The sequence below is a fragment of the Microcystis sp. LE19-8.1F genome, assembly GCF_027531715.1.
Lineage (GTDB): Bacteria > Cyanobacteriota > Cyanobacteriia > Cyanobacteriales > Microcystaceae > Microcystis > Microcystis wesenbergii_A.
Window position 1 is genome coordinate 1 of sequence record NZ_JAPZSO010000020.1, and the last position, 21045, is coordinate 21045.

The window sequence follows — 21045 nt, forward strand, 5'->3', positions numbered from 1 at the left end:
CGTCGTGCTAAGAGTCTTTTTCGCTTAGGTTTTGACCATCTTCGTCATCTGATTCTTAACCCTTCTTTGCCTAATCATCGGGATTTTCTTCATTCCCTACAATTTTTGTCCTGTACTTAGGGCTTGATCAAGAATAATCAAAGAAGTGCGGTGAGTGAAATCCATCTCGAAAATATCGGCATCGTAACACTGATAACTCGTCAGCAAACGGGCGATCAAGAAAATAACGTCATCGTGGTCGATATAGCCCTTAACGTGACTATAACGACGCTCGTTAAAGCGTTGATAAAAACTAGATTTGCGGGTAAGTTGGTTGATCTTCTTGATAAAATCTCGCTCTATTTCGTTCATAATTAAAAAATTAGTAACCTTCGTTCTCAAGTTTCATCAACTTATTAAGTTTGCGAATAACTAAAGCGGAATTAGTTTCGGGATTACCATCACCATCATTCCACCGTTCTTGGTTTAACCATTCCAATAATTCAGGGGTGATACGGAAAGACCATATCGGATTTTTTCTATCGTATTTAGCCTTTGATCTTTGGATAATTTCAGAATTCGATTCATTCCAAAGCTTTTTTGTCAGTTTATACTTATCTGTCATACAATCCCCGCATTATCCTGAATATTATCCATTTTCATAATTGACGATTTTCGAGTGCTTCACAGGTTGCCCTTAAAAATGCCTCATCCGTCGGCTCGTCTATCCATCCAAAAGAGTATAGAATCCGTAGTTGAATATTTCTTCCCCCTCGGCAAATCTTTGTATTTCTAGCAGTATGACACAGATGTTGTCCTTCTAAACCGCAAAGGCTTTTATGATAGTTTTCTGTATCGAAAAAATTACTTTCCATACCATCAAAAGGACAGGTAGAACAAGGTTTATTCTGAACTGGAACTTTACGCAAATCGTGGAATTTTTTCATGATTATCCCGAATGTATTATTATGATTTAAGTACAGAATTTCTTACTCGTATTGCGTGAAAATCCCAGTTTTCTAAAGAGACAAAAGAACTATCTGGTAGTTGCAATACCCGATCACCGTTGGCGGAAAGACAAAATATTAGCCCTTTGTACGTTACCTGAACGCTAAACATCTGCTTATTAATCGAATCTCCAACTCTAAGGGTCGATGACCAAACCACATCGTGGTCTGTCAAAGGCTCCGGTGGTTTCGCACCGGGAAATTGAGCGAGTACGGATAGAACTTTGAAAACCTCGATCGCCTCACCTTTGGTAATATTACCGAAATACTCGTTTTGAGCGGCGATGATTGTCTCTTGCCGTTCTTGTTGTATATCCAGTTTGCTTCGCTTAACCATAAAGTTATCCTCGACTATTTGTAGGCATTGCAATTTTTTTATTATCTTCGCATTCGATTACGGATAGTCAGTATTAATCCCCATAATCTCGCAAGCTTCAATTAATTTTTCTATTCCTCCAAATGTTTCAGGAGTAAGATTAGAATGAGTGAATAAGCATTGAAGTTCTCTGATGATGTGATCGCCTCTAAGCTTTTTTTGATAGGCTTCTGGGGAAGTATATAATTCCCATTCATCACCTTTTATTGCGCGATGGTTTTTAATATCAAACTTTTTGCCATCAACCACTATATATTTTTGATCGACTGATTCAATAACTCCCCATCTACAATTTTCATTTTCATGGGGAATTACTGCCCATCTAAGTACAGGACAAAAATTGTAGGGAATGAAGAAAATCCCGATGATTAGGCAAAGAAGGGTTAAGAATCAGATGACGAAGATGGTCAAAACCTAAGCGAAAAAGACTCTTAGCACGACGACCGTGTTTCTTGAGGGGAATTGGATGAAGCTGATGAAGCCACAAGCCAGTCTTGAGAGACCAGACTAAGGCTAAAGTTAACAGGGCAAAAAGTTTACGCAGGCGCTCGGGGTCAGTAAAGTGGGTTGATTCCAAGCAAAAACCACGAGTCTTGAGAATCCCAAAAAGAGTTTCAATCCCCCAGCGGAGAGCATAGTCGCGAACGAGTCCGACCGTATGGGGGGGAGCGATCACGACCAAGAGGTCCCCGTCATCCAAACGCAAGGCTTCAACGGAAACCTGATTACCCCAAACTCGACAATCCCCTTTGAGTTGTTGAGATTCTCCGATAGCCAGATGAGCGAAAACAACTTTGGCAGCCAAGGTTTTTCCGCCCCGCTTAATCTTGTCAGTAGCCCGAATCCGGATGCGGAAAGGCAGGTCAGGTTCTAAAAGAAGGTAACGTAACCAAGCTTGACCGACAAACTCCCGGTCGGCACACAGACAACGAATCTCAGCGGCGGGAAAAATTTTTAGCATCTCCTCAAGGAAACGCATACGCTCATCACTGTTGGAGTTTCCTTTTTTCGGGAGCATCCACCACAGTAAGGGAATGGCCACCCCCTCGTGGACTATGCCTACAGTCAAGATGTTGTAGCAATGCTTGCCAAACTCCCAAGTTGTCCGGTCAAGACTCAATACCCAAGGTTGGGGGATATTCACCCAACCGACGACAATTTTGGCGATCTCAAGGTAATCAAGCTCGAAATTTCGGAAAAAGCGTTGTAATCTTTTGTAGTTAGACTCTTTGAGGGCTTTACCTCCAAATCCTACCGCTAACTCGCTCAGATTGACGGTTTTGACTTTGAGCAAGGCGAGTAAAAACAGTGCGAGAAAGGAAATTCTGGCACCATGCCATCCTAGATGGGGTTGAAGGGCTTGCTTTAAGGCGCTATACTGATTCATAGGGTTTTCGAGATTAGTGCTATTTCTCATAAAACCCTACTCCCGCCTACTTTTCAAGCTTTTTGTCCTGTACTTAGTGCCGCCGTACATCTTTTAGGAATTATTGATGATATTCTCAGTATTGCTAAAATAGAAGCGGGCAAACTTTCCGTTAATCCTGAACCAGTAGATTTACACCAAATTATCAATGAAGTTATTAATTTACAAACAGCATCGCTGCAACGTAAGCGCTTAAAATTCAATCTACTTTTGTGTCCAGAAAATCCGATAGTTTATGCTGATCCCACTAAATTAAAACAGGTAATTTTGAATGTTATTTCTAACTCAATTAAATTTACTGATAGAGGCACAATTTCTTTGATAACTCACCTAGAACATCCACAGGCTATTATGACTATAATCGATACAGGAATCGGTATAGACCCCCGGCAGCAATCAAAATTATTCCGACCTTTTGTGATGATTGATGGTTCCACAACCAGAAAATTTAGCGGTACGGGTTTGGGATTAGCTATTTCTAAGAATTTGATGAAAATGATGGAGGGAGATATTACTATCTCTAGTCAAGGTCAAGGTTTAGGAACAACTGTGGAAATTATTCTTCCTCTAGTGGGGGAAAAAAAGCTTGATTCTACCCCAGAGGAAAACTCATCTTTGCCGATTCTTCCCTCTCTTAAAAGCTAAAATATCTCTATTTAACTACTGTAATTTCTGGGCAACTTAGTTTATAATTCCTCTAAACTTTCTACAGGCAAATTAACCACCTGATAAGCACCAAGAACATCGATCGCATCGGTATAATTGGTTAATTCTTCTAAAGTTTCTGCGATTAAATGCTGTTGATCTGGATTAATTTCTAGATCGATAAAAAATATGTATTCTCCTAAAGATCGTTTAGTTGGTCGCGATTCGATCCGAGATAAATTAAGCTGACGTTTGGCAAAAACTTCTAAAGGTTTGACTAAAGCACCGGGTTGATCTAAAACTTGAAAAGCGAGGGACATTCGCTCACCTTGGCGATGGGAAGTTAAAGCCATTACCCAAAAACGGGTACAATTATCGGGATAATCATTAATTGGTTGTATTAATATTGGTACATTATAGAGTTTTGCTGCCCGGGGGGAAGCAATAGCGGCCGAATTGGCCTCTCGATCGAGAATTTGAATCGCTTCTGTGGTAGAATTAGTGGGAATAATCGGCACGTTAGGTAAATTATTTTCTAGCCATTTTTGACATTGAGCTAAAGCTTGGGGATGGGAATAAACGGTTTTAATTTCTGTTAGCGATTGTCTGGGAGATAGAAGTGCATGGGAAATCGGTAAAACTAATTCTTGTTGAATCTGTAACCCGGGTAATTGCCATAAAGCATCAAGAGTCATTACCACACTTCCTTCGGTGGAATTTTCCACCGGGACCACTGCTAAATCGGCCTGATTTTGGACAACCGATCGCAGGGCTAGGGCAATGCTAGGATAGGGTATTAATTGATGAGGCTGGGGTGGTAAACTATTAGCAAATGCTAAAGCGGCTGTTTCTGAATAGGTTCCCACTGGCCCCAGATAAGCGATCTTTACAGTCATTTAGATTATCCCCGCAAGCAATTTTTTCTAGCTATTACAGCCTTTCTCATAAATATCAAGTATAACCCAATTTGGTCTTGACTCCTATCTCCTATCTGCTTAATTCTGCTGTAATCATGTCAAGTCAGCTTCATTTTGTTTGATGGTCAATTGACTAATTTTTTTGGGAGTTTCCTCGATGGTTAACCCTTGGGCTAAATCCCCTAATTCTTTGAGAAAATCATTAGTTAAGGAGAGAGATATTTGGCTATCCTGTCCCGATAAATAGACAAGGCTAATTCGGCCAGTTTAACTTTTTTGTTGGTGCGATTTTGGTAACTGACCGAAAACCCGTTAATCTCCGCAGCCTCTTGCTGGATAATTGCCGACTTTAAACGTTCCTTGAGATGTTCCATCTCTGGATCTAAAAGCTTCCATTGCTGGTAAATTTCCCAATAACGATTAGTTAATCTTTCCAGATTCTCACCGGCAGGATCAGGAGTAATTAAATGGGAGAGCTGCAAAAGACGATGATGGATTTGGTCCCTATATACGGGGTCTTTTTGTGCATATTCTAGCTGGTCCGCCGTTAAAGGTCTTTTGCCCCAATTACCCCCCTGTTCAGTCTGATCAATAGGGGGAAAATGACAAAGACATTCAGCCAGGGTTTTTAGTTGATAATTGGGTAAAGGAGCAATATAGTAGGGAACCTTTTTAGCTAACTCTAGGGTACAGGTAATCTTTTTAACTTTGCCCTTACCGCCCAAAAATTTACAATCATAACTAGCATTGTGAAAAACCTTTTCTATCCAGTCAACCAGCATGATTTTAGTGATAAAATAGTTAGTCAGATCGGGTCGATCGAGAACATCCAAAATTGTCACCCGCTCACCCGTTAGGTACGTGGAATCAGCAAGAATTTGAATCAGAGACAAACGGGGAGTCTTGCTATCGTAATCAGCTACTTCCGTATCTAACCAAAGAATGGGAAAATAACAAAAGTGATCGATCGCATTTCTAATAGCGTCGGATTCCGTTAAATAAGGCATGGTTGCAGAGGCTGAAAAATGTATCAAAAAATCTTGATAGCAATAGATTTGTCCGAGATGGGGGATAGTGTTTTTAAGGAGGCTGTATCCTTAGCCAGTAAGTACGAAGCTAACCTCCTACTACTGCACGTCCTTTCCCCTGAAGAAGATTATAGCCCTTTACCGATTCCACCCAATTTAGCCGATATTTACCCCGCCCAGGGTAATGATCTCACTCTCGATTTTTGGCGGCAACAATGGGAAGAATTTGAGCAGAAAGGGGTGGAAATGTTGCAAAAAAGAGCTAATCAGGCGGTAGAAATGGGTGTAAAGGGAGAATACCGGCAAATTTACGGTCATGCCGCCAAAACTATCTGTAAAGTGGCGCGAGAGGAAAATATTGATTTAATTGTCATCGGTCGGCGTGGGCGATCGGGTCTAGGAGAGTTATTCTTAGGTAGTGTGAGTAATTATGTTCTCCATCATGCCCCCTGTTCTGTGTTAATTGTTCAACATCATCACTTTACCAAATTAGCCGTTAAAACTTGATACAAAAGCCTAGTCTCGTAAAACAGCAAGCGACACAGTCCATCCTTACCTAATGCCTTAAAACTGGGTAATTCTTTCTTTTTCTCGATTCTTTGACCGTTTTCGGTTTCGTAATAGAGATAAATACGGGGATTAAGCCAAGAATGCTTAAGTTTACCAATAATCTCGGTTTTAGCGGGTTTATTCGGGCAAATAGTCACCAGTGCATGAGCCTACAAGTGAGAGCGCATTAAGTCGGAACCCTTCCAAGACTTTTTCACCTTGTCTTGTTTTGCTGAGGTATCCCCAGAAATCTGATAGGAATACCCTAAGCCTAGATAAGCCTGAAACTTTCTCAGGCTAATATCGTGATTCCCTCTAAAGTAAGGTTTACCGTTGACTAAAAATCTTTCGATAGGATAGCAGTGTAAAAGCAGTAAACTTTGAGTAACAGTACCGAAAAGAAATTGGTCAAATACTTGACAATAACCCTTAAACTGCTCTAATTCCAGAATTTATCTTCGGTTTTTTTCTTTAACCGCGATTCTATCCTGATAGGTGACAATATCCTTGGCCAATAACCGACTATATTCACTGATTCCAGTGCCAGCAGTGGTTTTAATGCGCGAGTTATTTCTCAATTCGGCGATATGTCCTAATGTAGGATTAAAGCCATTAACTCCGATATAATCGAGGTTTTTTTGAGCGATTTCTGGGTGTTCACAACATAATCGCTGTCTAAGTTGATTAATTAAGGAATTTTGATTCTTGTTAAGTTGTTCTCTTTCATCACTGTTCGAGTTTCCTTTTTTCGGGAGCATCCACCACAGTAAGGGAATGGCAACTCCCTCGTGAACTATGCCTACAGTCAAGATGTTGTAGCAATGCGGGACCTACTCCCAAGTTGTCCGGTCAAGACTCAATACTCAAGGTTGGGGGATATTCACCCAACCCACGACAGTTTTGGCACTCTCAAAGTAATCAAGCTCGAAATTTCGGAAAAAGCGTTGTAATCTTTTGTAGTTAGACTCTTTGAGGGCTTTACCTCCAAATCCTACTGCTAACTCGCTCAGGTTGACGGTTTTGACTTTGAGCAAGGCGAGTAAAAACAGTGCGAGAAAGGAAATTCTGGCACCATGCCATCCTAGATGGGGTTGGAGGGCTTGCTTTAAGGCACTATACTGATTTATATGGTTTTCGAGATTAGTGCTATTTCTCATCAAACCCTACTCCCGCCTACTTTTCAAGCTTTTTGTCCTGTACTTAGCTTTAAACATTTTAACGATCTGCAATTGCTTGTATTAATTGAAATGGGTTGTCGTAAACATCTCCATGACGGGGATATTTTAATTAGGGCTTCACTGATATTCAGCCAACCCTAAATAGCAGTTGCCTACTGTCTTTTCACTGTTTACTGATTACTGTTCACTGATTACTGTTTACCGATCACTGAAAAACCCCCATCACCCGATCGACACCATTTTGCTAGGATGATAGGATAAGCTGGAATTATCGAAACCGTCGAAATAATAGATAAAATGAGTAATCTCCTCTGGCCGCGTTTTCTCAAGAAAGCTTACCGTCAAGAACCAATAACTAGCTTTATCTTTACCGCAGCGGCAGTAGATGTCATCATCGGGGTTCTAGGACAAAGATGGACACTGCTATCTTTAGGGGCAACGGTTATGGCGATCGCTATCTTCGCCAGGTGGCAACAGAGCCAAAAAACCAAGCCAATCAACAGAGAAGAAACAGCGAGATACTATTTACCGCCCCAATCGGGTCAAGTAGCTTTACCAACCCTGAAAAACGAAAAAAATCGACCTTCTTAGCTCAAAAATCTCACCTTGCTTGGCAATCAATCCCCTCAAAGGCTAGAATCTATAGCACCGTTAATATTCAACTAAATTTATGAAATTCCGATTGATGGGTGGGGAGAAACTTGTCTGGACAATTGTGGTCAGTGTCTTAACCACGCTGACAATCGGAGAACATCAGCTTAGTCATGCCCAAAGTCCTATTGCCCCCCCTAAACCCGCAGCTGAAAGTGGCGAAAAAACCCCAGAAACTATCCTAGTAGAAGGTTTAGGCAGACTTACCCTCGCTAAAACCTTAGAAGGGCAACAATCCACCCCTAACGCTCTGATTTTCAGTCCCGATAACCAATTGGTTCTCGCTGGTGGTAGTGATAGCGATCCTCTCCTGAGAATTTGGTCGGTAAAAACAGGTCAGAAAGTTTCCCAAACTCGCGCCCAAAGGACCAGCGTCAAAGCTTTAGCCATTAGTCCCAACGAAAGATTATTAGTTAGTAGCGGTTTAGATGGTTCCATTAATTTTTGGAATCTGGTGGAAGGCAAGTATTTAGGAATTGCCCTCGAACACGGTAATACTGTCCTCGCCCTCACCGTTACTCCCGATGGTAAAACCTTAATTAGTGGTGGTTTGGAAGGAATTCGCCTCTGGACAGTGCAACCCCCCCGCCGTCCCCTCTATCGTTTAAATTGGGTGGGTAATTTTGTTTATTCCCTAGGGATGAAATCCGATGGTGTCACCCTGGCTAGTGGTCATGAAAACGGTGCGGTACATTTTTGGGACATCCGCGAGGGCAAATTTTTATCGAAATTTTCCGCCCATCCCCAAGCGGTTAGCAAGCTTTTATACACTCCCGACGGTAAAAATTTAATTACGGGTAGTTTAGACCGCACGATTAAAATCTGGGATACGAGCAATAATAAGTTATTATTTACCCTCATCGGTCATACGAACCGAATCCGTTCCCTGGCACTCCATCCTAACGGACAAATTCTCGCTAGTGCCAGTAATGACGGTGTGCGTTTATGGGATGTGACCACGGGTAAACAGTTGGCCTGGTTTGATAATAATTCCGACTGGGTGGAATCCCTGGCTTTTAGTCCCGATGGGCAGTATTTGGCTAGTGGTAATTATGATTTGAAAATTCGCCTCTGGCAATTCGTCCGTTAGGCAAAAATATCTCCATTTAGCCTTTAACCACTTCTAGAAAAGCCGATTTAGCCGCTGCCTGTTCCGCCGCTTTTTTGCTTCTGCCTATTCCCACTCCTAATTTCTGCTCATTTAACCACACTTCCGCACAAAAACGCTCCTGATCTAAACCATTGATTTCTTTTACTAAATATTGCGGCAGTTTTTTGTATTTTGCTTGTGTCCACTCCTGCAAGGCATCCTTATAATTCTGTCGGGCCGGATCTCGACGAATTTCGGCCGCTTTTTCGCGTAGTGGCTCATCTAACCAAGAACGCACTAAAACCATCGTCTGTGTACTAAGATATAAAGCCCCCAAGACCGCCTCAAAAGCGTCTGCTAGTCGGGAAATTCGCCCCGCCCGATCGATACTCGTACTACTTGATACCAACAAATAACGCTCGAAACCGTAGCGATCCGCAAATTCCGCCAGAGTGCGATCGCTAACCATCATCGATCGCAGGGCGGCAAATTCTCCCACTAGCGCCTCCGGATAGGTTTCTAACAATACCTCCGCCGCCACGAGTCTTACCACAGAATCGCCCACAAATTCTAATTGTTCATAATTCTGATCACGGGAAACACTGGGATGAGTTAGAGCCAAATCCAATAAATCCCACCTGACGGGGACATTAGCCGATAAACCCAGCTTTTCCACTAGGGTTTTTAATTGTTTTTGGCGACGCGGATCACTTAAGGACATGGGAGCGGGAATTATAAATTATGAATTATGAATTATGAATTGGGGAGCTTTTTTTCAATGATCAGTAAACTGATAACTGATAATGATAACTGATAACTGATAACTGATAAAGGAGAGAGTCAGACATAAGCCGAATTCTGTATTTCCCAACAGCAGTAAAATCACTTTTACCTTTGTTGGAATAGAGGTTATCTATCTGGGATAATTGTCACCAATTACCTCAAGCGGTTCCTAAGAACGGGACAGGAAAAAGACCAACCTTTGTCCCTCCACCTTGCTCCCCACCGGGGTTTACCGAGCCAGTACCTCTCGATACTGCTGGTGCGCTCTTACCGCACCTTTGCACCCTTACCCCCAATCAGTTATCAGTTATCAGTTATCAGTGATCAGTTATCAGTGATCAGTTATCAGTGGAAAGTTATCAGTGAATTTACTTTCGTTACTGATTACTGTGTACTGATTACTGAAAAAAGGGGGCGGTATTTTTCTGTGGCACTATCCTCACGCTCGCGCGCACTGGACGTTATCCAGCAAGTGTGGTCTTTCGGGAGTTCGGACTTTCCTCGGAATCATTGATCAAATGATCCCGCAACCTCTAGACCAACTCTCTCCTATTCTCTAGTATGACTTACCAGAGACTCGATCGCCCATATATCCCAGTCAATAATCAGTGATCAGTAAACAGTAAACAGTGAAAAGACAGTAGGAAACTCCTATTTAGGGTCTGCTGAAAAAGTTTTTCCTGGGGGTAGGGTGTAGGGTGTGGGGTGTGGGGTGTAGGGTTTTACCCATTTTCAGGGGGTCAATTACCTAATTTTCAGGGAAAAAGAGCCTAAATTTCCCCCCCGATCCCCCCAAGGTCTGGCACTTTTTGATGGGAAAAAAGTCTAAAATTTTTATCCAACAAGGTTTTTAGATTTATTCAGCAGACCCTATTTAATACTGCTCGCTTAATACATACTGCTCACTTAAAACTCAAATCTGATAACTGATAACTGATAACTGATAACTGACTCCTGATAACTGCTCAATGTCGATCGCTCTAAACGTTAACATTAAAGGTAATGGCTATCCGATCCTCTGTCTGCACGGTCATCCCGGTTCGGCAGCCAGTATGTCTGTATTTACTGAGCATTTTTGCCAACGCTGGCAAACCCTGGCCCCGGATCTGCGCGGCTACGGTAAAAGTCGTTATCGCCGCGATTTTCAGCTAGAAGAACATCTAGAGGATTTAATCGGGCTGCTCGATCGCCAAAAAATCCCGCAATGTTTAATTCTCGGTTGGTCTTTGGGGGGTATAATCGCCCTGGAATTAGTATTGCGGCATCCCGATCGCTTTCCTGGTTTAATTCTCGTGGCCTCGGCCGGACGGCCTTGGAGTAGTCATCCTCCCATCACCACCACAGATTTAGTTTTGACGGGGATAGCGGCAATTCTCAATCAGATCAAACCGGGATGGCGTTGGAATATTGATACTTTTGCCCGTCGTTCCCTGTTTCAGTACCTTTTTTCACAACATCAAGCGATTGCCTATCAATATCTCGCTCAAGATGCTGTTCCCGCCTACTTAGGCACTTCTCCAGCTGCCGATCGCGCTTTAAATCGGGCTTTAAAAAAAGGTAACAATTGTTTAAAATCTCTTGACAAAATTACAATTCCCTGCTTAGTTCTGGCAGGGGCAAATGATCGCCATATTACCAGTGCCTCGAGCCAAGAAACAGCCGAAAAACTGAAACTGTGTCAGTGGAAATGTTACCCAGATACAGCCCATCTGTTCCCCTGGGAAATCCCCGACTTAGTTTTAGGGGACATTGATAATTGGTTAGCGGAGCATTTTAGCGATAAACTGGCAGGGTGAAGTGAAAACTACTGCCGTGGTCAGGGACACTATCCACCCAAATTTGACCGTAGTGGGCGCGAATAATCTTGCGACAGACCGATAAACCGATGCCATAACCTTCTTTACCCTCATCCCGTTTGAGACGCACATGACCCTCAAAAATATGCTCTTGTTTTTCTTCGGGAATGCCGGGGCCGGTATCACTGATGCTCACCTGTACTTTTTGAGTAGTACGATGGAGGACAGAAAGGGTAATTGCGCCGCCGGGGGGGGTATATTTGATCCCATTCTCCAAGAGATTAATAATCACCTGTCGGATTAACTCCTCATCAGCATAGACGGGGGGCAAATCTTGGGGGATATCGCTTTGGAGAATTAAAGTCTTTTCCTGAAAAGTATCAGTAAATTGAGACAAAATTTCCTGACAGAGGGATTGCAGATAAAATTTACTCTGTTGGAGAGTGAATTGCGCCGCCATGCTCTTAGAAGCTTGTAGAATATCTGTGATCAAACGGTTCATAATCCGGAACTGTTTGCGGGCCTGTTGGTGCAGTTGTTCTCGTAATTGCAGACTGCGCTCCGTATCTGGTTGATGATAGGCTAATTCTAGGGTTTCCACGGCGATGGAAGCAGCGGTGAGAGGACTGCGTAAATCGTGGGCTAACATAGCCAAAATTTGGTCTTTAAATTTCAACTGTTCTAATAATTCTTCCTTTTCCTGTTTGAGACGAAAAACCTCATCGGCGATGCGGATGAGTTCGCCCGAATGTTCCATCTCTTGACGTTGTTCATCCTCAGCGTGATTATTTTTGATATCCTCTTTAATCGCTTTTTGCCAACGTACCAACCATTTTTTAAACTGTTCCACCAGATTACTGCCCGCGAGGGTATGACGGGGGCCGGGGGCAATTTTGACCAAGGCAGGGGTAGCTACAAGGCGAAAATGTTCGACTAAATGAGGTTGCTGGCGAATTTCGATGATCTGTAGGTCAATCGGGTAATCAGACTTTAAAGACTGGAGATAGGACTGAATTTGACGGATAATTTCTTGAGAACTGGGACGGTCATCAACAAATAGCAAAAGTTGAATGGAGAGAGGCGTTGTCGTCTCTCTCCCTAAAGCAGTCAGTGGCTCGTTAGATGGGAGCATCGGAAAATTAGTAAACCTAGGGATTGACGAGATCGATCGATCGTCGATCGACTTTTATCATATTCTTTATTGTAGAAGCTTAAGATAGTATAAAATCTACTCAACCTAATCTTAAAGTTTTATTCCTTAATTCTAAGAAGAAATCCTATGGCTTTTGGCTATGTTGCCCTAGTTCTCCACGCGCATCTCCCTTTCGTCCGCCATCCCGAAAGCGATTACGTCCTCGAAGAAGAATGGTTATACGAAGCAATCACAGAAACCTACATCCCTCTCCTGCAAGTTTTTGAAGGTCTCAAGCGGGACGGTATCGATTTTAAAATGACCATGAGCATGACTCCGCCTTTGGTGTCGATGCTGCGGGATCCGTTACTGCAAGAGCGTTATGAAGAACACTTAGGCAAGTTAGAAGAATTAATTGCTAAAGAAATCGACCATAATCAACACAATGGCCATATTCGCTACTTAGCCGAATATTACGCTGAATCTTTCCAAAGTATCCGACAAACTTGGGAAAAATACGATCGAGATCTGGTCAAGGCATTTAAACAATTCCTCGACAGTAATAACCTAGAAATTATCACCTGTGGTGCGACTCATGGTTATATGCCCCTGATGAAAATGTACCCGCAAGCGGTCTGGGCGCAAATTGAGGTGGCCTGTCAACACTACGAAGAAAATTTCGGTCGTCGTCCCAAGGGCATTTGGTTGCCGGAATGTGCCTACTACGAAGGGGTAGAAAGAATGTTAGCCGATGCGGGCATTCGTTACTTCCTCGTCGATGGCCACGGTATTCTCTACGGTCGTCCTCGCCCCCGTTACGGCAGTTACGCGCCCATTTTCACAGAAACCGGGGTGGCCGCTTTCGGTCGTGACCACGAATCCTCTCAACAGGTTTGGTCTTCCCAAGTCGGTTATCCGGGGGATATAGTTTATCGGGAATTCTATAAAGATTTGGGCTGGGAAGCGGAATACGAGTATATTAAGCCCTATATCATGCCCAACGGTCAACGCAAGAATATAGGCATCAAATACCACAAAATTACTAGCCGGGACGGTGGTTTATCGGAAAAAGGGCTTTATGACCCCTACTGGGCCAAAGAAAAGGCCGCCGAACACGCGGGCAATTTTATGTATAATCGCGAGCGGCAAGTGGAGAGTTTAGGGGGAATTATGGGCCGTCCTCCCCTGGTTGTTTCTCCCTACGATGCCGAGTTATTCGGTCACTGGTGGTATGAGGGACCCTGGTTTATTGATTTTCTGTTCCGTAAGTCTTGGTATGACCAAAATATCTACCAAATGACCCATTTAGCCGATTATCTCCGGGCTAACCCGACTCAGCAGGTCTGTCGTCCTTCCCAATCCAGTTGGGGTTATAAGGGTTTCCATGAATACTGGCTGAATGAAACTAACGCTTGGCTCTATCCTCACCTGCACAAAGGCACGGAACGGATGATTGAATTAAGTCATCATGAAGCGGAGGATGAATTACAGGAACGGGCTTTAAATCAGGCGGCCCGGGAGTTATTATTAGCGCAATCTTCCGATTGGGCGTTTATTATGCGAACCGGTACAATGGTTCCCTATGCTGTCCGGCGCACTCGTTCCCATCTGCTGCGGTTAAATAAAATCTATGAAGATGTGAAATCCGAGAAGATTGACTCCGGTTGGTTGCAAAAAGTCGAGGAAATCGATAATATTTTCCCCAATATCGATTACCGTGTCTATCGACCTCTGTAATCTCGGTTAGAGATTAATAAAAATTTTGGTGCGTTACAAGCTGTAGCGCACCTTGTTGTTTTCTGATTCTATCCGTGCCAATTAATTTGGCGTTGCTGATTTTAAGGATGAATTGTTCTCTAGGCCATTCTTAAAACTTGGGACTAAGTTAACTTGTAGATACGATGCACAATTAGCATTCAGATATTGATGGCTGCAACGCCGATTTTATGGTTTAGTGCAAATGTATTATTGTTTACAGCCGATTGAACCTTCGGTCAAGCGCCGAACGGCGATTATTTTTGCATAATAACCGATAGCGTCAACCTCCGTTCTGCCTGCAAGAAGTTGTTATACTAAATCCAGTTATTAAAGACTGATTATCTATTCCTCCTTTTGCCTTTTGCATGAGTGCCTTTTGCCTATCCTGATATGTAGGCTATACTCAACGGATTTAGTATTAGCCATGGAGTTTTCTATGGATAAGATCTACAAAGCTTTTAACGATGCAGTTATTTCCTGCGCTTACAGAGGATGAATATAATACTCATCATGTGCGCCAATCCAGTACCAATAAATATGCTCAGACTCTAACAAACCCAAAGCCCGATAGTTAAGGCTGACACGAGCGGAGTAGATCGGTTGCTTTTGACTGACTTGTTTAAACTGAAGGCTGGGGTGATACGGATCTTCTTGCCAGAGTGCATAAGCTTTTGCTGCTTGTTCCTGAACTGATGCAGGAAGATTATTAAGCTGTTTACGAAACGTTTTGGTGACACTTGATTTCATTTTTGTGTCGGAAATACTTCACTGGCTAGAGTAGTTTCACCCATTGCTATTTCCTGACGCACCATCGCACTTGTTCAATAAAAAGGGGGGTTAGTTAATAAGCTGCCCGCGCATTTAAATTGCTTGTTGAGACGAGGCAAGAGGCACTCTTGCAAGAGGCAACAGTAAAGGGATTGGGGGAGATTCGGCTAATCTTAAGAATAAGCGCTTTAAATGCGTCTTAGCTTACCCCCCTGATTTTTTAGGGCTGCGCGGCCAATTCCGACTCTAATTTAGCCATAATTTGGGGCTTGAGTTCATCCAGTTTCTGTTTTAACGTCTGCTTGCTAATTTGCGGGTTGCCACCCTGGACCGATTGACTATCGGTCAGCCATTGCTGCAAAATTTGGCGTTGATTGGCGGGAATATTAGCGGTGATCACATTTTCACAGATGTTGCTGCCTTCGAGGGAGAAAAATAAAATCCAGTATTGACCGGTTTCGCCGAGGGTTTTGGTCATTTTTTGACCCTGGGGGGTTTTTAAGTCCAAATAACAGGGCAACCAGCGCGGTCCCTGTTGACGATGATAGAGGACAGTAATCCAGAGAATCATCGGGTGGGGTGCGGGTAAAAAGAGGAATTGATTATAACGGACACTAGCAACCCGAACGGGGATATCTTCTCGAGCCAACATTACCCATAAACTGGCAAAAACCCCGTCAGCAGCCTGGAGACAGCGTGGGAAGACAATTTTTTGGCGGGGTTTGTCCTCGGGCCAACTGGACTTGAGACAGACATCCTTGGCATTAGCAGCAGAAACAATGGTTTGATCTAAATCATGAAGGGTTTTGATTTTGGTGGTGTAATCGTCAATTTTTTTGACTATTTCATCGATACGATTCAATTTGTTGGGTTGAGCATTTTTGGCTAGGGGTTCGAGTCGTTCGAGAACTTGTAGTATATCTGTAACACTTTGTGGGCGATCGCTGGGTGCTTTGGCTAAACAGCGTAGGATTAACTGTTCTAATTCTGGCGGTAATTGCAAGCTAGAATTAAAGGGACAGGGTTCGACGTAGTGGTGAACCTCATACCAACCGCCAAAGGAGAGATTATCGGGAAAAAGGGGCGTTTCTCCCGTGATCATCTCGTACATCACAATCCCGAAACTGTAGATATCGGAACGATGATCGAGTTCTTTACCTTCCATCTGTTCTGGGGAACAATAGGCTAAGGTTCCCATAAACGATTGGGTTGGGACTTCTCCTGATTGGATGGGTTTAGCGATGCCAAAATCGAGAATTTTCACCAATTCCCCTAATCCTGAGTCCTGAATCACGATAATATTGCCTGGTTTGATGTCCCGGTGAATAATCGGACACATCTGTCCTTGGAAGATAATACCCTTATGGGCGCATTCCAGGCCGAAACAAATCTGACGGGTGAGATTGAGGAAGCGCGAGAGAGGCAGCGGGTGATATTTGATGATTTCACTCATGCTTTCCCCTTGCAAAAATTCCATGACGTAGAAGGGGACTTCCTTTTCATCTACACCATAATCACGAACTTTAACAATATGAATACTTTTTTCGCCTAAAAGTGCCGAAATAGTCGCCTCTCGCTCGAAACGCTCGCGCATTCTTTTGTTGAGGAGAGTTTGCGAGAGAAATTTCACGGCGACGGTTACGCCACCTAAGAGTTTATCTTCTGCTCGATATACTTGTCCCATGGCGCCGCTACCGATCAACTCGACCAGTTGGTATCGATTGGCAAGTAGGCGCCGATGTCTAGAATCTGCCGACATAGCTAGGCTACTGTGTTAATTATAGTGAGTCTGGTGGAGAGAGTTTTTTTAAGAACCGCTGCAATTGGTGGGCGATCGAGAGGACTTAATCTTAGAGTGCCATTTTTTCGGGCTAAAAGCATCATTCTTAATATAGCGCTTTTCACGTTACTGAGGTGTCGAGAAGTTTTGCTAACAAAGGGTTTAATCCCCTTGCCCATGCCTCATTCTGAGGAAAACTGCTATATATATTTTCAGGCATTTTTAGTCATTGCCCCTTGCATAATTAATTTTTGGGGGTTGAAAAAATGAAAAAACTAAGTATAAAGTAGCATAAAATCTCTAAATAGACAATTTGATTGATTATTATGACCACTGACTCCTGCCTACTGACTCCTAAACCGATGCTACACTAAAATCCCTAACCCCTGTAAAACTTTTTTGCCGAAAGTGACCGATCTGCGTAATAATTCTTTAATAAAGATTTGTAAACTTGAAAATGATTATCCCTTCGCAGTGCTAGAGATTTAATGAGACGACTAATTGCGATCGAAAAAGCTCTGCTCATCGGTCATATTGTATCGATGGCTTTTGGACTAGCGGGATTGTTGCTAGTTTTGCCCCATCCCGAATTTGTGGCCAATTTACCGGATTTTGGCAAAACCGCCTTTGCTTGGTCAATGGCCGGGGGGGGTGTGGTGTATATGGTGTTAGGAATGGCAGCCGTGGCTGTTTATGCCTATCGAACTCTAGGAGTGTGGCACTGGTTAGGATTCATGGTTCCCGCTATCAGTTTATCCCTTTGTAGCGAACTATTAGGAACCAGTACCGGCTTTCCTTTCGGTCATTATCGTTATCTTTCGGGCCTAGGTTACAAAATTGCGGGTTTAGTCCCCTTTACTATCCCCCTATCTTGGTTTTATCTCGGTTTTAGTGCCTATATTATCGCTCGCGTTGGTTTATCCACTCTTGCTTTACCCCAATGGCTACAAAATCTAGGATCGATCGCTATCGGGGCGGTATTATTAACTTCCTGGGATTTTGTCCTAGATCCGGCCATGAGTCAAACTACCATACCCTTCTGGATTTGGGAACAACCGGGGGCCTTCTTTGGGATGCCCTATGAAAATTTTGCCGGTTGGTTCGGTACAGGCTGTGTTTTTATGACGGTAGCCACTTTAATTTGGCAAGTGCAACCGGTGAAACTGCCAAGTCAAGATTTAACCCTGCCTTTTGTGATGTATTTGGGTAATTTTGGCTTTGCTACGGTCATGAGTATGGGTGCCGGTATTTATCCGCCGATTTTCTTAGGATTACTCACCGGTATTCTGCCTTTAACACTCCTCTACAATCGCGCCAAGGCTGTTGCTTCCGGGCAAACAGTGCCGACAAGCGAAGTAACAACCCTAAAAATCCCCGTTGTTTCGGTGAGAGGAGCCAAATAAGTTGTTAACTGAGATAATTCTCGGTGCATTCTGCCTGGGGCTACTGCTGTCTCAGGCTGTTGCCTTTTTTATCCTTCTTTCCCGTCTGCTAAAAGGGGCGCGTCGTCGTCCTCCCCTGACTCCCCAACCCCCCACCCCGGAGATGTTAGGGACAGTAAGCGTGATTGTGCCGACGTTAAACGAAGTGGCCAGGATTGACGGTTGTTTACGGGGATTGAGTCAACAGAGTTACGAAGTGCGAGAAATTCTGATTGTCGATAGCAATTCCCAAGATGGTACGCGGGAAAAAGTCAAGGAGATAGCGGCAAAAGACCCCCGCTTTCGCCTGAAAACCGATTATCCTTTGCCTCCCGATTGGGTAGGTCGTCCCTGGGCGTTACACAATGGTTTTTTGTTTAGTTCTCCTAAAAGTGACTGGATTTTGGGCATTGATGCCGATACCCAACCCCAAGCAAATTTAGTCGCTAGTTTAGTTAAAGCTGCGATCGCAGAAGGTTACGATTTAGTTTCCCTGTCGCCGCAATTTATCCTCTCCTATCCGGGAGAATGGTGGTTACAGCCGGCTTTATTGATGACTTTGCTCTATCGCTTTGATGCGGCCGGAGTGCGCGGGCAAGATCCCGAACGAGTCATGGCCAATGGTCAATGTTTTCTCTGCCGGCGGTCAGTTTTAGCGGCTTTAGACGGTTATAGCGGGGCAAAAGGTTCTTTTTGCGATGATGTCACCCTCGCCCGTCTAGCGGCAACGAAAGGCTATCGGGTGGGATTTCTCGATGGGGCGAAGTTGATTCGCGTGCGGATGTACGAAGGACTCAAGGAAACTTGGCGCGAATGGGGCAGATCTCTTGACCTCAAAGATGCCTCCTATCAGGGGCAATTATGGGGCGATTTAGCTTTATTAGCTCTTACTCAGGGATTACCGATAATTATCACTCCTTTACTGCTCACAGCTTTGATTTTTGGCTACAATTTCCTGAGTTTAAAAATTGTTTTGACTTTAAACCTGCTGCTGTTATTGATTCGCTTTGCCCTTTTATTGGCTGTCTCTCCTAGTTACTATCGGGGCGAAAAAGTCAATCTATCTTCAGGATTATTTTGGCTATCTCCCCTAGCGGATCCGCTGGCAGTTATCCGCATTTTTATCTCTGCTTTTACCCGTCCCCAAAGTTGGCGCGGTCGAGTGTATTAAAAATGTTAGGGTGAAGACCCTCAGTTTCGTAGAAACCCAACTTTAAGGGTTTCTTTTATGAAAGTTTGCCTGAGATTTTCTCCTTTTTAAGTAGGTAGGCGTTAAAAATTATCAGACACCACCCTTATCAAGGGTAGGGTTGATTCATGAATCAACCCTACCTTATCAAGGGGGGATCAAGGGGGGATTAAAGGCAAAATCCATTTTTAATTTAATTATAACCAGCTACTTAATTTAACGGTTTTCAAGATAAATTAGGCTTTTAGTCATCACCTAAAATCATGGCTTCGACTTCCTGTTTAGCTTTTTCTAGGTCGTCTTTGGCTTGTTGTTGGAGTTGTTTGGCTTGATTACGAATTGCCGTGATATGCTCACTAATTTCGATTTGTTTTTCAAGTGGAGGTAAAATAATAGGAAGAGATTTATATTCTTCAGAATTAATATTTGACTGAACAGCATAACGAGATATGGCATCTACCCACATTTTATAAATTTTTGAGTGACAATAGTAAAAGATATAATAAGGATTTGCTATTTGAGTGTTCAAAACAAAACGTATTAGATAACCTGCGAAAATTGCTTTTTGTTTATTATCTTGATGTAAATAGCACCTGCCAACAGAGCCACTACGAGCAAACAACAAATCATGTTGATTTAAGATATACTTATCTTCAATTTTAAGAGCCGTTTTCAGCCCTCGAACTTTAAGAAAACCTAAATCATCAATATCAGTAATCCGAATATAATTTATTTCTCCACTATTATTTTTATCTATTGCTATTTCATTAGCTCCATACTGAGGTGGCTTAATTAATAAATTTTTTAAATATTCAATTTTATAATTACCTGTTTGAGATAGTATATAATTAATTTTATGATTATAGTTGCAATCAAACCTATCGCCTGATACTTCGCTTAAATTACGGATAAAAATTCTGTTTTTAATAGTGTTTTCTTCGGGTTCGGGTAACTCAATCCCCAACTCCCCTAACAGATAATCATCAATACTATCTAGTAATTGCTGTGCCTCTAATTCTTTTTGTTTTTTAGCCGCATAAGCATCATCCATTTTTGCAACAATTTTATCTTGAATTTCTTGAGGTGGAATAGGAATTTTTAAAGACTTATATTCTTCTGAATTTATGTTAGGTTGTCCCGCCGCACGTTGAATAGAACTTACCCATTTGCTGTAGGTTTTAAGTTGCGTATATGCAAACACATAATCAGGGCTTATTTTAGTTTCATCAACGACAAATCTAATCATGTATCCAGCAAAAAAACAAGAATAATTAGTATTATCTAATTTGTGAATATAAGTTTTACCAACTGTTGCACCACTTCTGGCAAATAAAATGTCATTATCATTTAATATATATTGATTCTCAATACTTTCAGCCGTTACTCCAATATTATTTTTTAATAAACCATATTCGTCAATATCGGTAATTCTTCTCAAGGGGTGACAAAGGGGTTCAAAGGTAATCAAGATAAAGACTCTAGCCAAATGAACCCAAAAGAAATAGAGTGGTTGAGACAACCACCCAAAATTTCAATATGTTACCATCATTCTATCAGGCCTGTTTACAAGCC

At 42.7% G+C, this 21045-nt stretch carries 21 protein-coding genes, 1 other RNA gene and 3 pseudogenes; 9 read left to right on the forward strand and 16 right to left on the reverse strand.

The genetic code is table 11. The features are described 5' to 3' along the window. A pseudogene (locus tag O9334_RS02570) lies at positions 1-120 on the forward strand (IS4 family transposase); the annotation flags it as partial. Here the strand turns inward: O9334_RS02570 and O9334_RS02575 are convergent. Genes O9334_RS02575 through O9334_RS02600 form a run of 6 tightly spaced genes read right to left on the reverse strand, consistent with a single transcriptional unit; the run spans position 97 to position 2749 of the window. Beyond that, the gene (locus tag O9334_RS02575) at positions 97-351 is read right to left on the reverse strand and encodes a hypothetical protein (RefSeq protein WP_287999142.1); all 255 of its coding nucleotides are present in this window, start codon (positions 349-351) and stop codon (positions 97-99) included. The pseudogene O9334_RS02570 and the gene O9334_RS02575 sit on opposite strands and share 24 nt — an antisense overlap. 10 nt (positions 352-361) lie before the next feature. Then, on the reverse strand, positions 362-604 hold the full coding sequence (locus tag O9334_RS02580; protein ID WP_193958781.1) for a hypothetical protein: 243 nt from the start codon (positions 602-604) through the stop codon (positions 362-364). 34 nt (positions 605-638) lie between these two features. Beyond that, positions 639-926 carry a hypothetical protein gene (locus O9334_RS02585; RefSeq protein WP_287999145.1) on the reverse strand — a complete coding sequence of 96 codons (288 nt, stop codon included), beginning with the start codon at positions 924-926 and terminating at the stop codon, positions 639-641. Positions 927-945: 19 nt separating this feature from the next. Further along, positions 946-1323 carry a hypothetical protein gene (locus tag O9334_RS02590; RefSeq protein ID WP_287999148.1) on the reverse strand — a complete coding sequence of 126 codons (378 nt, stop codon included), beginning with the start codon at positions 1321-1323 and terminating at the stop codon, positions 946-948. Positions 1324-1380: 57 nt separating this feature from the next. Further along, the gene (locus O9334_RS02595; RefSeq protein WP_502846535.1) at positions 1381-1731 is read right to left on the reverse strand and encodes a beta barrel domain-containing protein; all 351 of its coding nucleotides are present in this window, start codon (positions 1729-1731) and stop codon (positions 1381-1383) included. Next, positions 1685-2749 (reverse strand): IS4 family transposase, encoded by a 1065-nt coding sequence (locus O9334_RS02600; protein WP_287999178.1) that lies wholly within the window; start codon positions 2747-2749, stop codon positions 1685-1687. Before O9334_RS02600 ends, O9334_RS02595 begins: the two co-directional genes overlap by 47 nt. 78 nt (positions 2750-2827) lie before the next feature. On the opposite strand from O9334_RS02600, the pseudogene O9334_RS02605 reads away from it, so the two are divergent. Then, positions 2828-3433: pseudogene (locus O9334_RS02605) on the forward strand (sensor histidine kinase); the annotation flags it as partial. A gap of 41 nt (positions 3434-3474) precedes the next feature. On the opposite strand, the gene pheA reads toward O9334_RS02605, so the two are convergent. Together pheA and O9334_RS02615 are read right to left on the reverse strand one after the other, a co-directional pair. Beyond that, positions 3475-4329: a prephenate dehydratase gene (gene pheA / locus O9334_RS02610; protein WP_045360030.1), complete on the reverse strand. Its 855-nt coding sequence runs from the start codon at positions 4327-4329 to the stop codon at positions 3475-3477. 227 nt (positions 4330-4556) lie between these two features. Further along, a complete protein-coding gene (locus O9334_RS02615) occupies positions 4557-5357 on the reverse strand; it encodes a ribonuclease D (RefSeq protein WP_287999154.1) in 801 nt (266 codons plus the stop codon). A gap of 18 nt (positions 5358-5375) precedes the next feature. On the opposite strand from O9334_RS02615, the gene O9334_RS02620 reads away from it, so the two are divergent. Next, positions 5376-5885 carry a universal stress protein gene (locus tag O9334_RS02620; protein WP_045360031.1) on the forward strand — a complete coding sequence of 170 codons (510 nt, stop codon included), beginning with the start codon at positions 5376-5378 and terminating at the stop codon, positions 5883-5885. On the opposite strand, the gene O9334_RS02625 is transcribed toward O9334_RS02620, so the two are convergent. Next, positions 5855-6085 carry a hypothetical protein gene (locus O9334_RS02625; RefSeq protein WP_287999157.1) on the reverse strand — a complete coding sequence of 77 codons (231 nt, stop codon included), beginning with the start codon at positions 6083-6085 and terminating at the stop codon, positions 5855-5857. The genes O9334_RS02620 and O9334_RS02625 overlap by 31 nt on opposite strands. Before the next feature lie 555 nt (positions 6086-6640). Then, positions 6641-7054 (reverse strand): annotated as a pseudogene (locus O9334_RS02630) (IS4 family transposase); the annotation flags it as partial. Positions 7055-7402: 348 nt separating this feature from the next. Between O9334_RS02630 and O9334_RS02635 the strand changes: the two are divergent. Further along, positions 7403-7696 carry a hypothetical protein gene (locus tag O9334_RS02635; protein ID WP_045360033.1) on the forward strand — a complete coding sequence of 98 codons (294 nt, stop codon included), beginning with the start codon at positions 7403-7405 and terminating at the stop codon, positions 7694-7696. Positions 7697-7775: 79 nt separating this feature from the next. After that, complete coding sequence (locus tag O9334_RS02640; RefSeq protein WP_045360035.1) at positions 7776-8846, forward strand: WD40 repeat domain-containing protein; 1071 nt, start codon at positions 7776-7778, stop codon at positions 8844-8846. Positions 8847-8862: 16 nt separating this feature from the next. Here the strand turns inward: O9334_RS02640 and rnc are convergent, their stop codons facing one another. Together rnc and rnpB are read right to left on the reverse strand one after the other, a co-directional pair. Continuing rightward, entirely contained in the window at positions 8863-9567 is a 705-nt protein-coding gene (gene rnc, locus O9334_RS02645; RefSeq protein ID WP_045360036.1) for a ribonuclease III, read from the reverse strand. Positions 9568-9678: 111 nt separating this feature from the next. Beyond that, an RNA gene (gene rnpB, locus O9334_RS02650) (RNase P RNA component class A) lies at positions 9679-10175 on the reverse strand. A gap of 422 nt (positions 10176-10597) precedes the next feature. Here rnpB and O9334_RS02655 point away from each other — a divergent pair. Next, complete coding sequence (locus O9334_RS02655; RefSeq protein ID WP_287999163.1) at positions 10598-11425, forward strand: alpha/beta fold hydrolase; 828 nt, start codon at positions 10598-10600, stop codon at positions 11423-11425. Here the strand turns inward: O9334_RS02655 and O9334_RS02660 are convergent. After that, a complete protein-coding gene (locus O9334_RS02660; protein ID WP_287999165.1) occupies positions 11403-12557 on the reverse strand; it encodes a histidine kinase in 1155 nt (384 codons plus the stop codon). The genes O9334_RS02655 and O9334_RS02660 overlap by 23 nt on opposite strands. Positions 12558-12704: 147 nt before the next feature. On the opposite strand from O9334_RS02660, the gene O9334_RS02665 reads away from it, so the two are divergent. Next, on the forward strand, positions 12705-14294 hold the full coding sequence (locus tag O9334_RS02665) for a glycoside hydrolase family 57 protein (RefSeq protein WP_045360042.1): 1590 nt from the start codon (positions 12705-12707) through the stop codon (positions 14292-14294). A 504-nt stretch (positions 14295-14798) separates the two neighbouring features. Here O9334_RS02665 and O9334_RS02670 read toward each other — a convergent pair. After that, entirely contained in the window at positions 14799-15062 is a 264-nt protein-coding gene (locus tag O9334_RS02670; RefSeq protein WP_045360043.1) for a type II toxin-antitoxin system RelE family toxin, read from the reverse strand. A 241-nt stretch (positions 15063-15303) separates the two neighbouring features. After that, positions 15304-16842, reverse strand: coding sequence for a serine/threonine-protein kinase (locus O9334_RS02675; RefSeq protein WP_045360045.1), 1539 nt, complete (start codon positions 16840-16842; stop codon positions 15304-15306). A gap of 509 nt (positions 16843-17351) precedes the next feature. Here O9334_RS02675 and cruF point away from each other — a divergent pair. Together cruF and cruG are read left to right on the forward strand one after the other, a co-directional pair. After that, positions 17352-18266 (forward strand): gamma-carotene 1'-hydroxylase CruF, encoded by a 915-nt coding sequence (gene cruF / locus O9334_RS02680; RefSeq protein WP_287999172.1) that lies wholly within the window; start codon positions 17352-17354, stop codon positions 18264-18266. A 1-nt stretch (position 18267) separates the two neighbouring features. Continuing rightward, positions 18268-19455 carry a 2'-O-glycosyltransferase CruG gene (cruG, locus tag O9334_RS02685; protein WP_045360049.1) on the forward strand — a complete coding sequence of 396 codons (1188 nt, stop codon included), beginning with the start codon at positions 18268-18270 and terminating at the stop codon, positions 19453-19455. Between the two features lie 262 nt (positions 19456-19717). Here cruG and O9334_RS02690 read toward each other — a convergent pair whose 3' ends face one another. Next, on the reverse strand, positions 19718-20992 hold the full coding sequence (locus tag O9334_RS02690) for a restriction endonuclease subunit S (protein WP_502846534.1): 1275 nt from the start codon (positions 20990-20992) through the stop codon (positions 19718-19720). Positions 20993-21045 lie beyond the last annotated feature (53 nt).

Bases quoted from the DNA above. Each gene is read 5' to 3' on its own strand.
- O9334_RS02660 (WP_287999165.1), bottom strand. From the start codon at position 12,557: ATGCTCCCATCTAACGAGCCACTGACTGCTTTAGGGAGAGAGACGACA.
- O9334_RS02615 (WP_287999154.1), bottom strand. From the start codon at position 5,357: ATGCCTTATTTAACGGAATCCGACGCTATTAGAAATGCGATCGATCAC.
- O9334_RS02635 (WP_045360033.1), top strand. From the start codon at position 7,403: ATGAGTAATCTCCTCTGGCCGCGTTTTCTCAAGAAAGCTTACCGTCAA.
- O9334_RS02655 (WP_287999163.1), top strand. From the start codon at position 10,598: ATGTCGATCGCTCTAAACGTTAACATTAAAGGTAATGGCTATCCGATC.
- O9334_RS02590 (WP_287999148.1), bottom strand. From the start codon at position 1,323: ATGGTTAAGCGAAGCAAACTGGATATACAACAAGAACGGCAAGAGACA.
- O9334_RS02640 (WP_045360035.1), top strand. From the start codon at position 7,776: ATGAAATTCCGATTGATGGGTGGGGAGAAACTTGTCTGGACAATTGTG.
- O9334_RS02670 (WP_045360043.1), bottom strand. From the start codon at position 15,062: ATGAAATCAAGTGTCACCAAAACGTTTCGTAAACAGCTTAATAATCTT.
- O9334_RS02675 (WP_045360045.1), bottom strand. From the start codon at position 16,842: ATGTCGGCAGATTCTAGACATCGGCGCCTACTTGCCAATCGATACCAA.
- O9334_RS02585 (WP_287999145.1), bottom strand. From the start codon at position 926: ATGAAAAAATTCCACGATTTGCGTAAAGTTCCAGTTCAGAATAAACCT.
- O9334_RS02580 (WP_193958781.1), bottom strand. From the start codon at position 604: ATGACAGATAAGTATAAACTGACAAAAAAGCTTTGGAATGAATCGAAT.
- O9334_RS02665 (WP_045360042.1), top strand. From the start codon at position 12,705: ATGGCTTTTGGCTATGTTGCCCTAGTTCTCCACGCGCATCTCCCTTTC.
- O9334_RS02620 (WP_045360031.1), top strand. From the start codon at position 5,376: ATGTATCAAAAAATCTTGATAGCAATAGATTTGTCCGAGATGGGGGAT.
- rnc (WP_045360036.1), bottom strand. From the start codon at position 9,567: ATGTCCTTAAGTGATCCGCGTCGCCAAAAACAATTAAAAACCCTAGTG.
- O9334_RS02575 (WP_287999142.1), bottom strand. From the start codon at position 351: ATGAACGAAATAGAGCGAGATTTTATCAAGAAGATCAACCAACTTACC.
- O9334_RS02600 (WP_287999178.1), bottom strand. From the start codon at position 2,749: ATGAATCAGTATAGCGCCTTAAAGCAAGCCCTTCAACCCCATCTAGGA.
- cruF (WP_287999172.1), top strand. From the start codon at position 17,352: ATGAGACGACTAATTGCGATCGAAAAAGCTCTGCTCATCGGTCATATT.
- pheA (WP_045360030.1), bottom strand. From the start codon at position 4,329: ATGACTGTAAAGATCGCTTATCTGGGGCCAGTGGGAACCTATTCAGAA.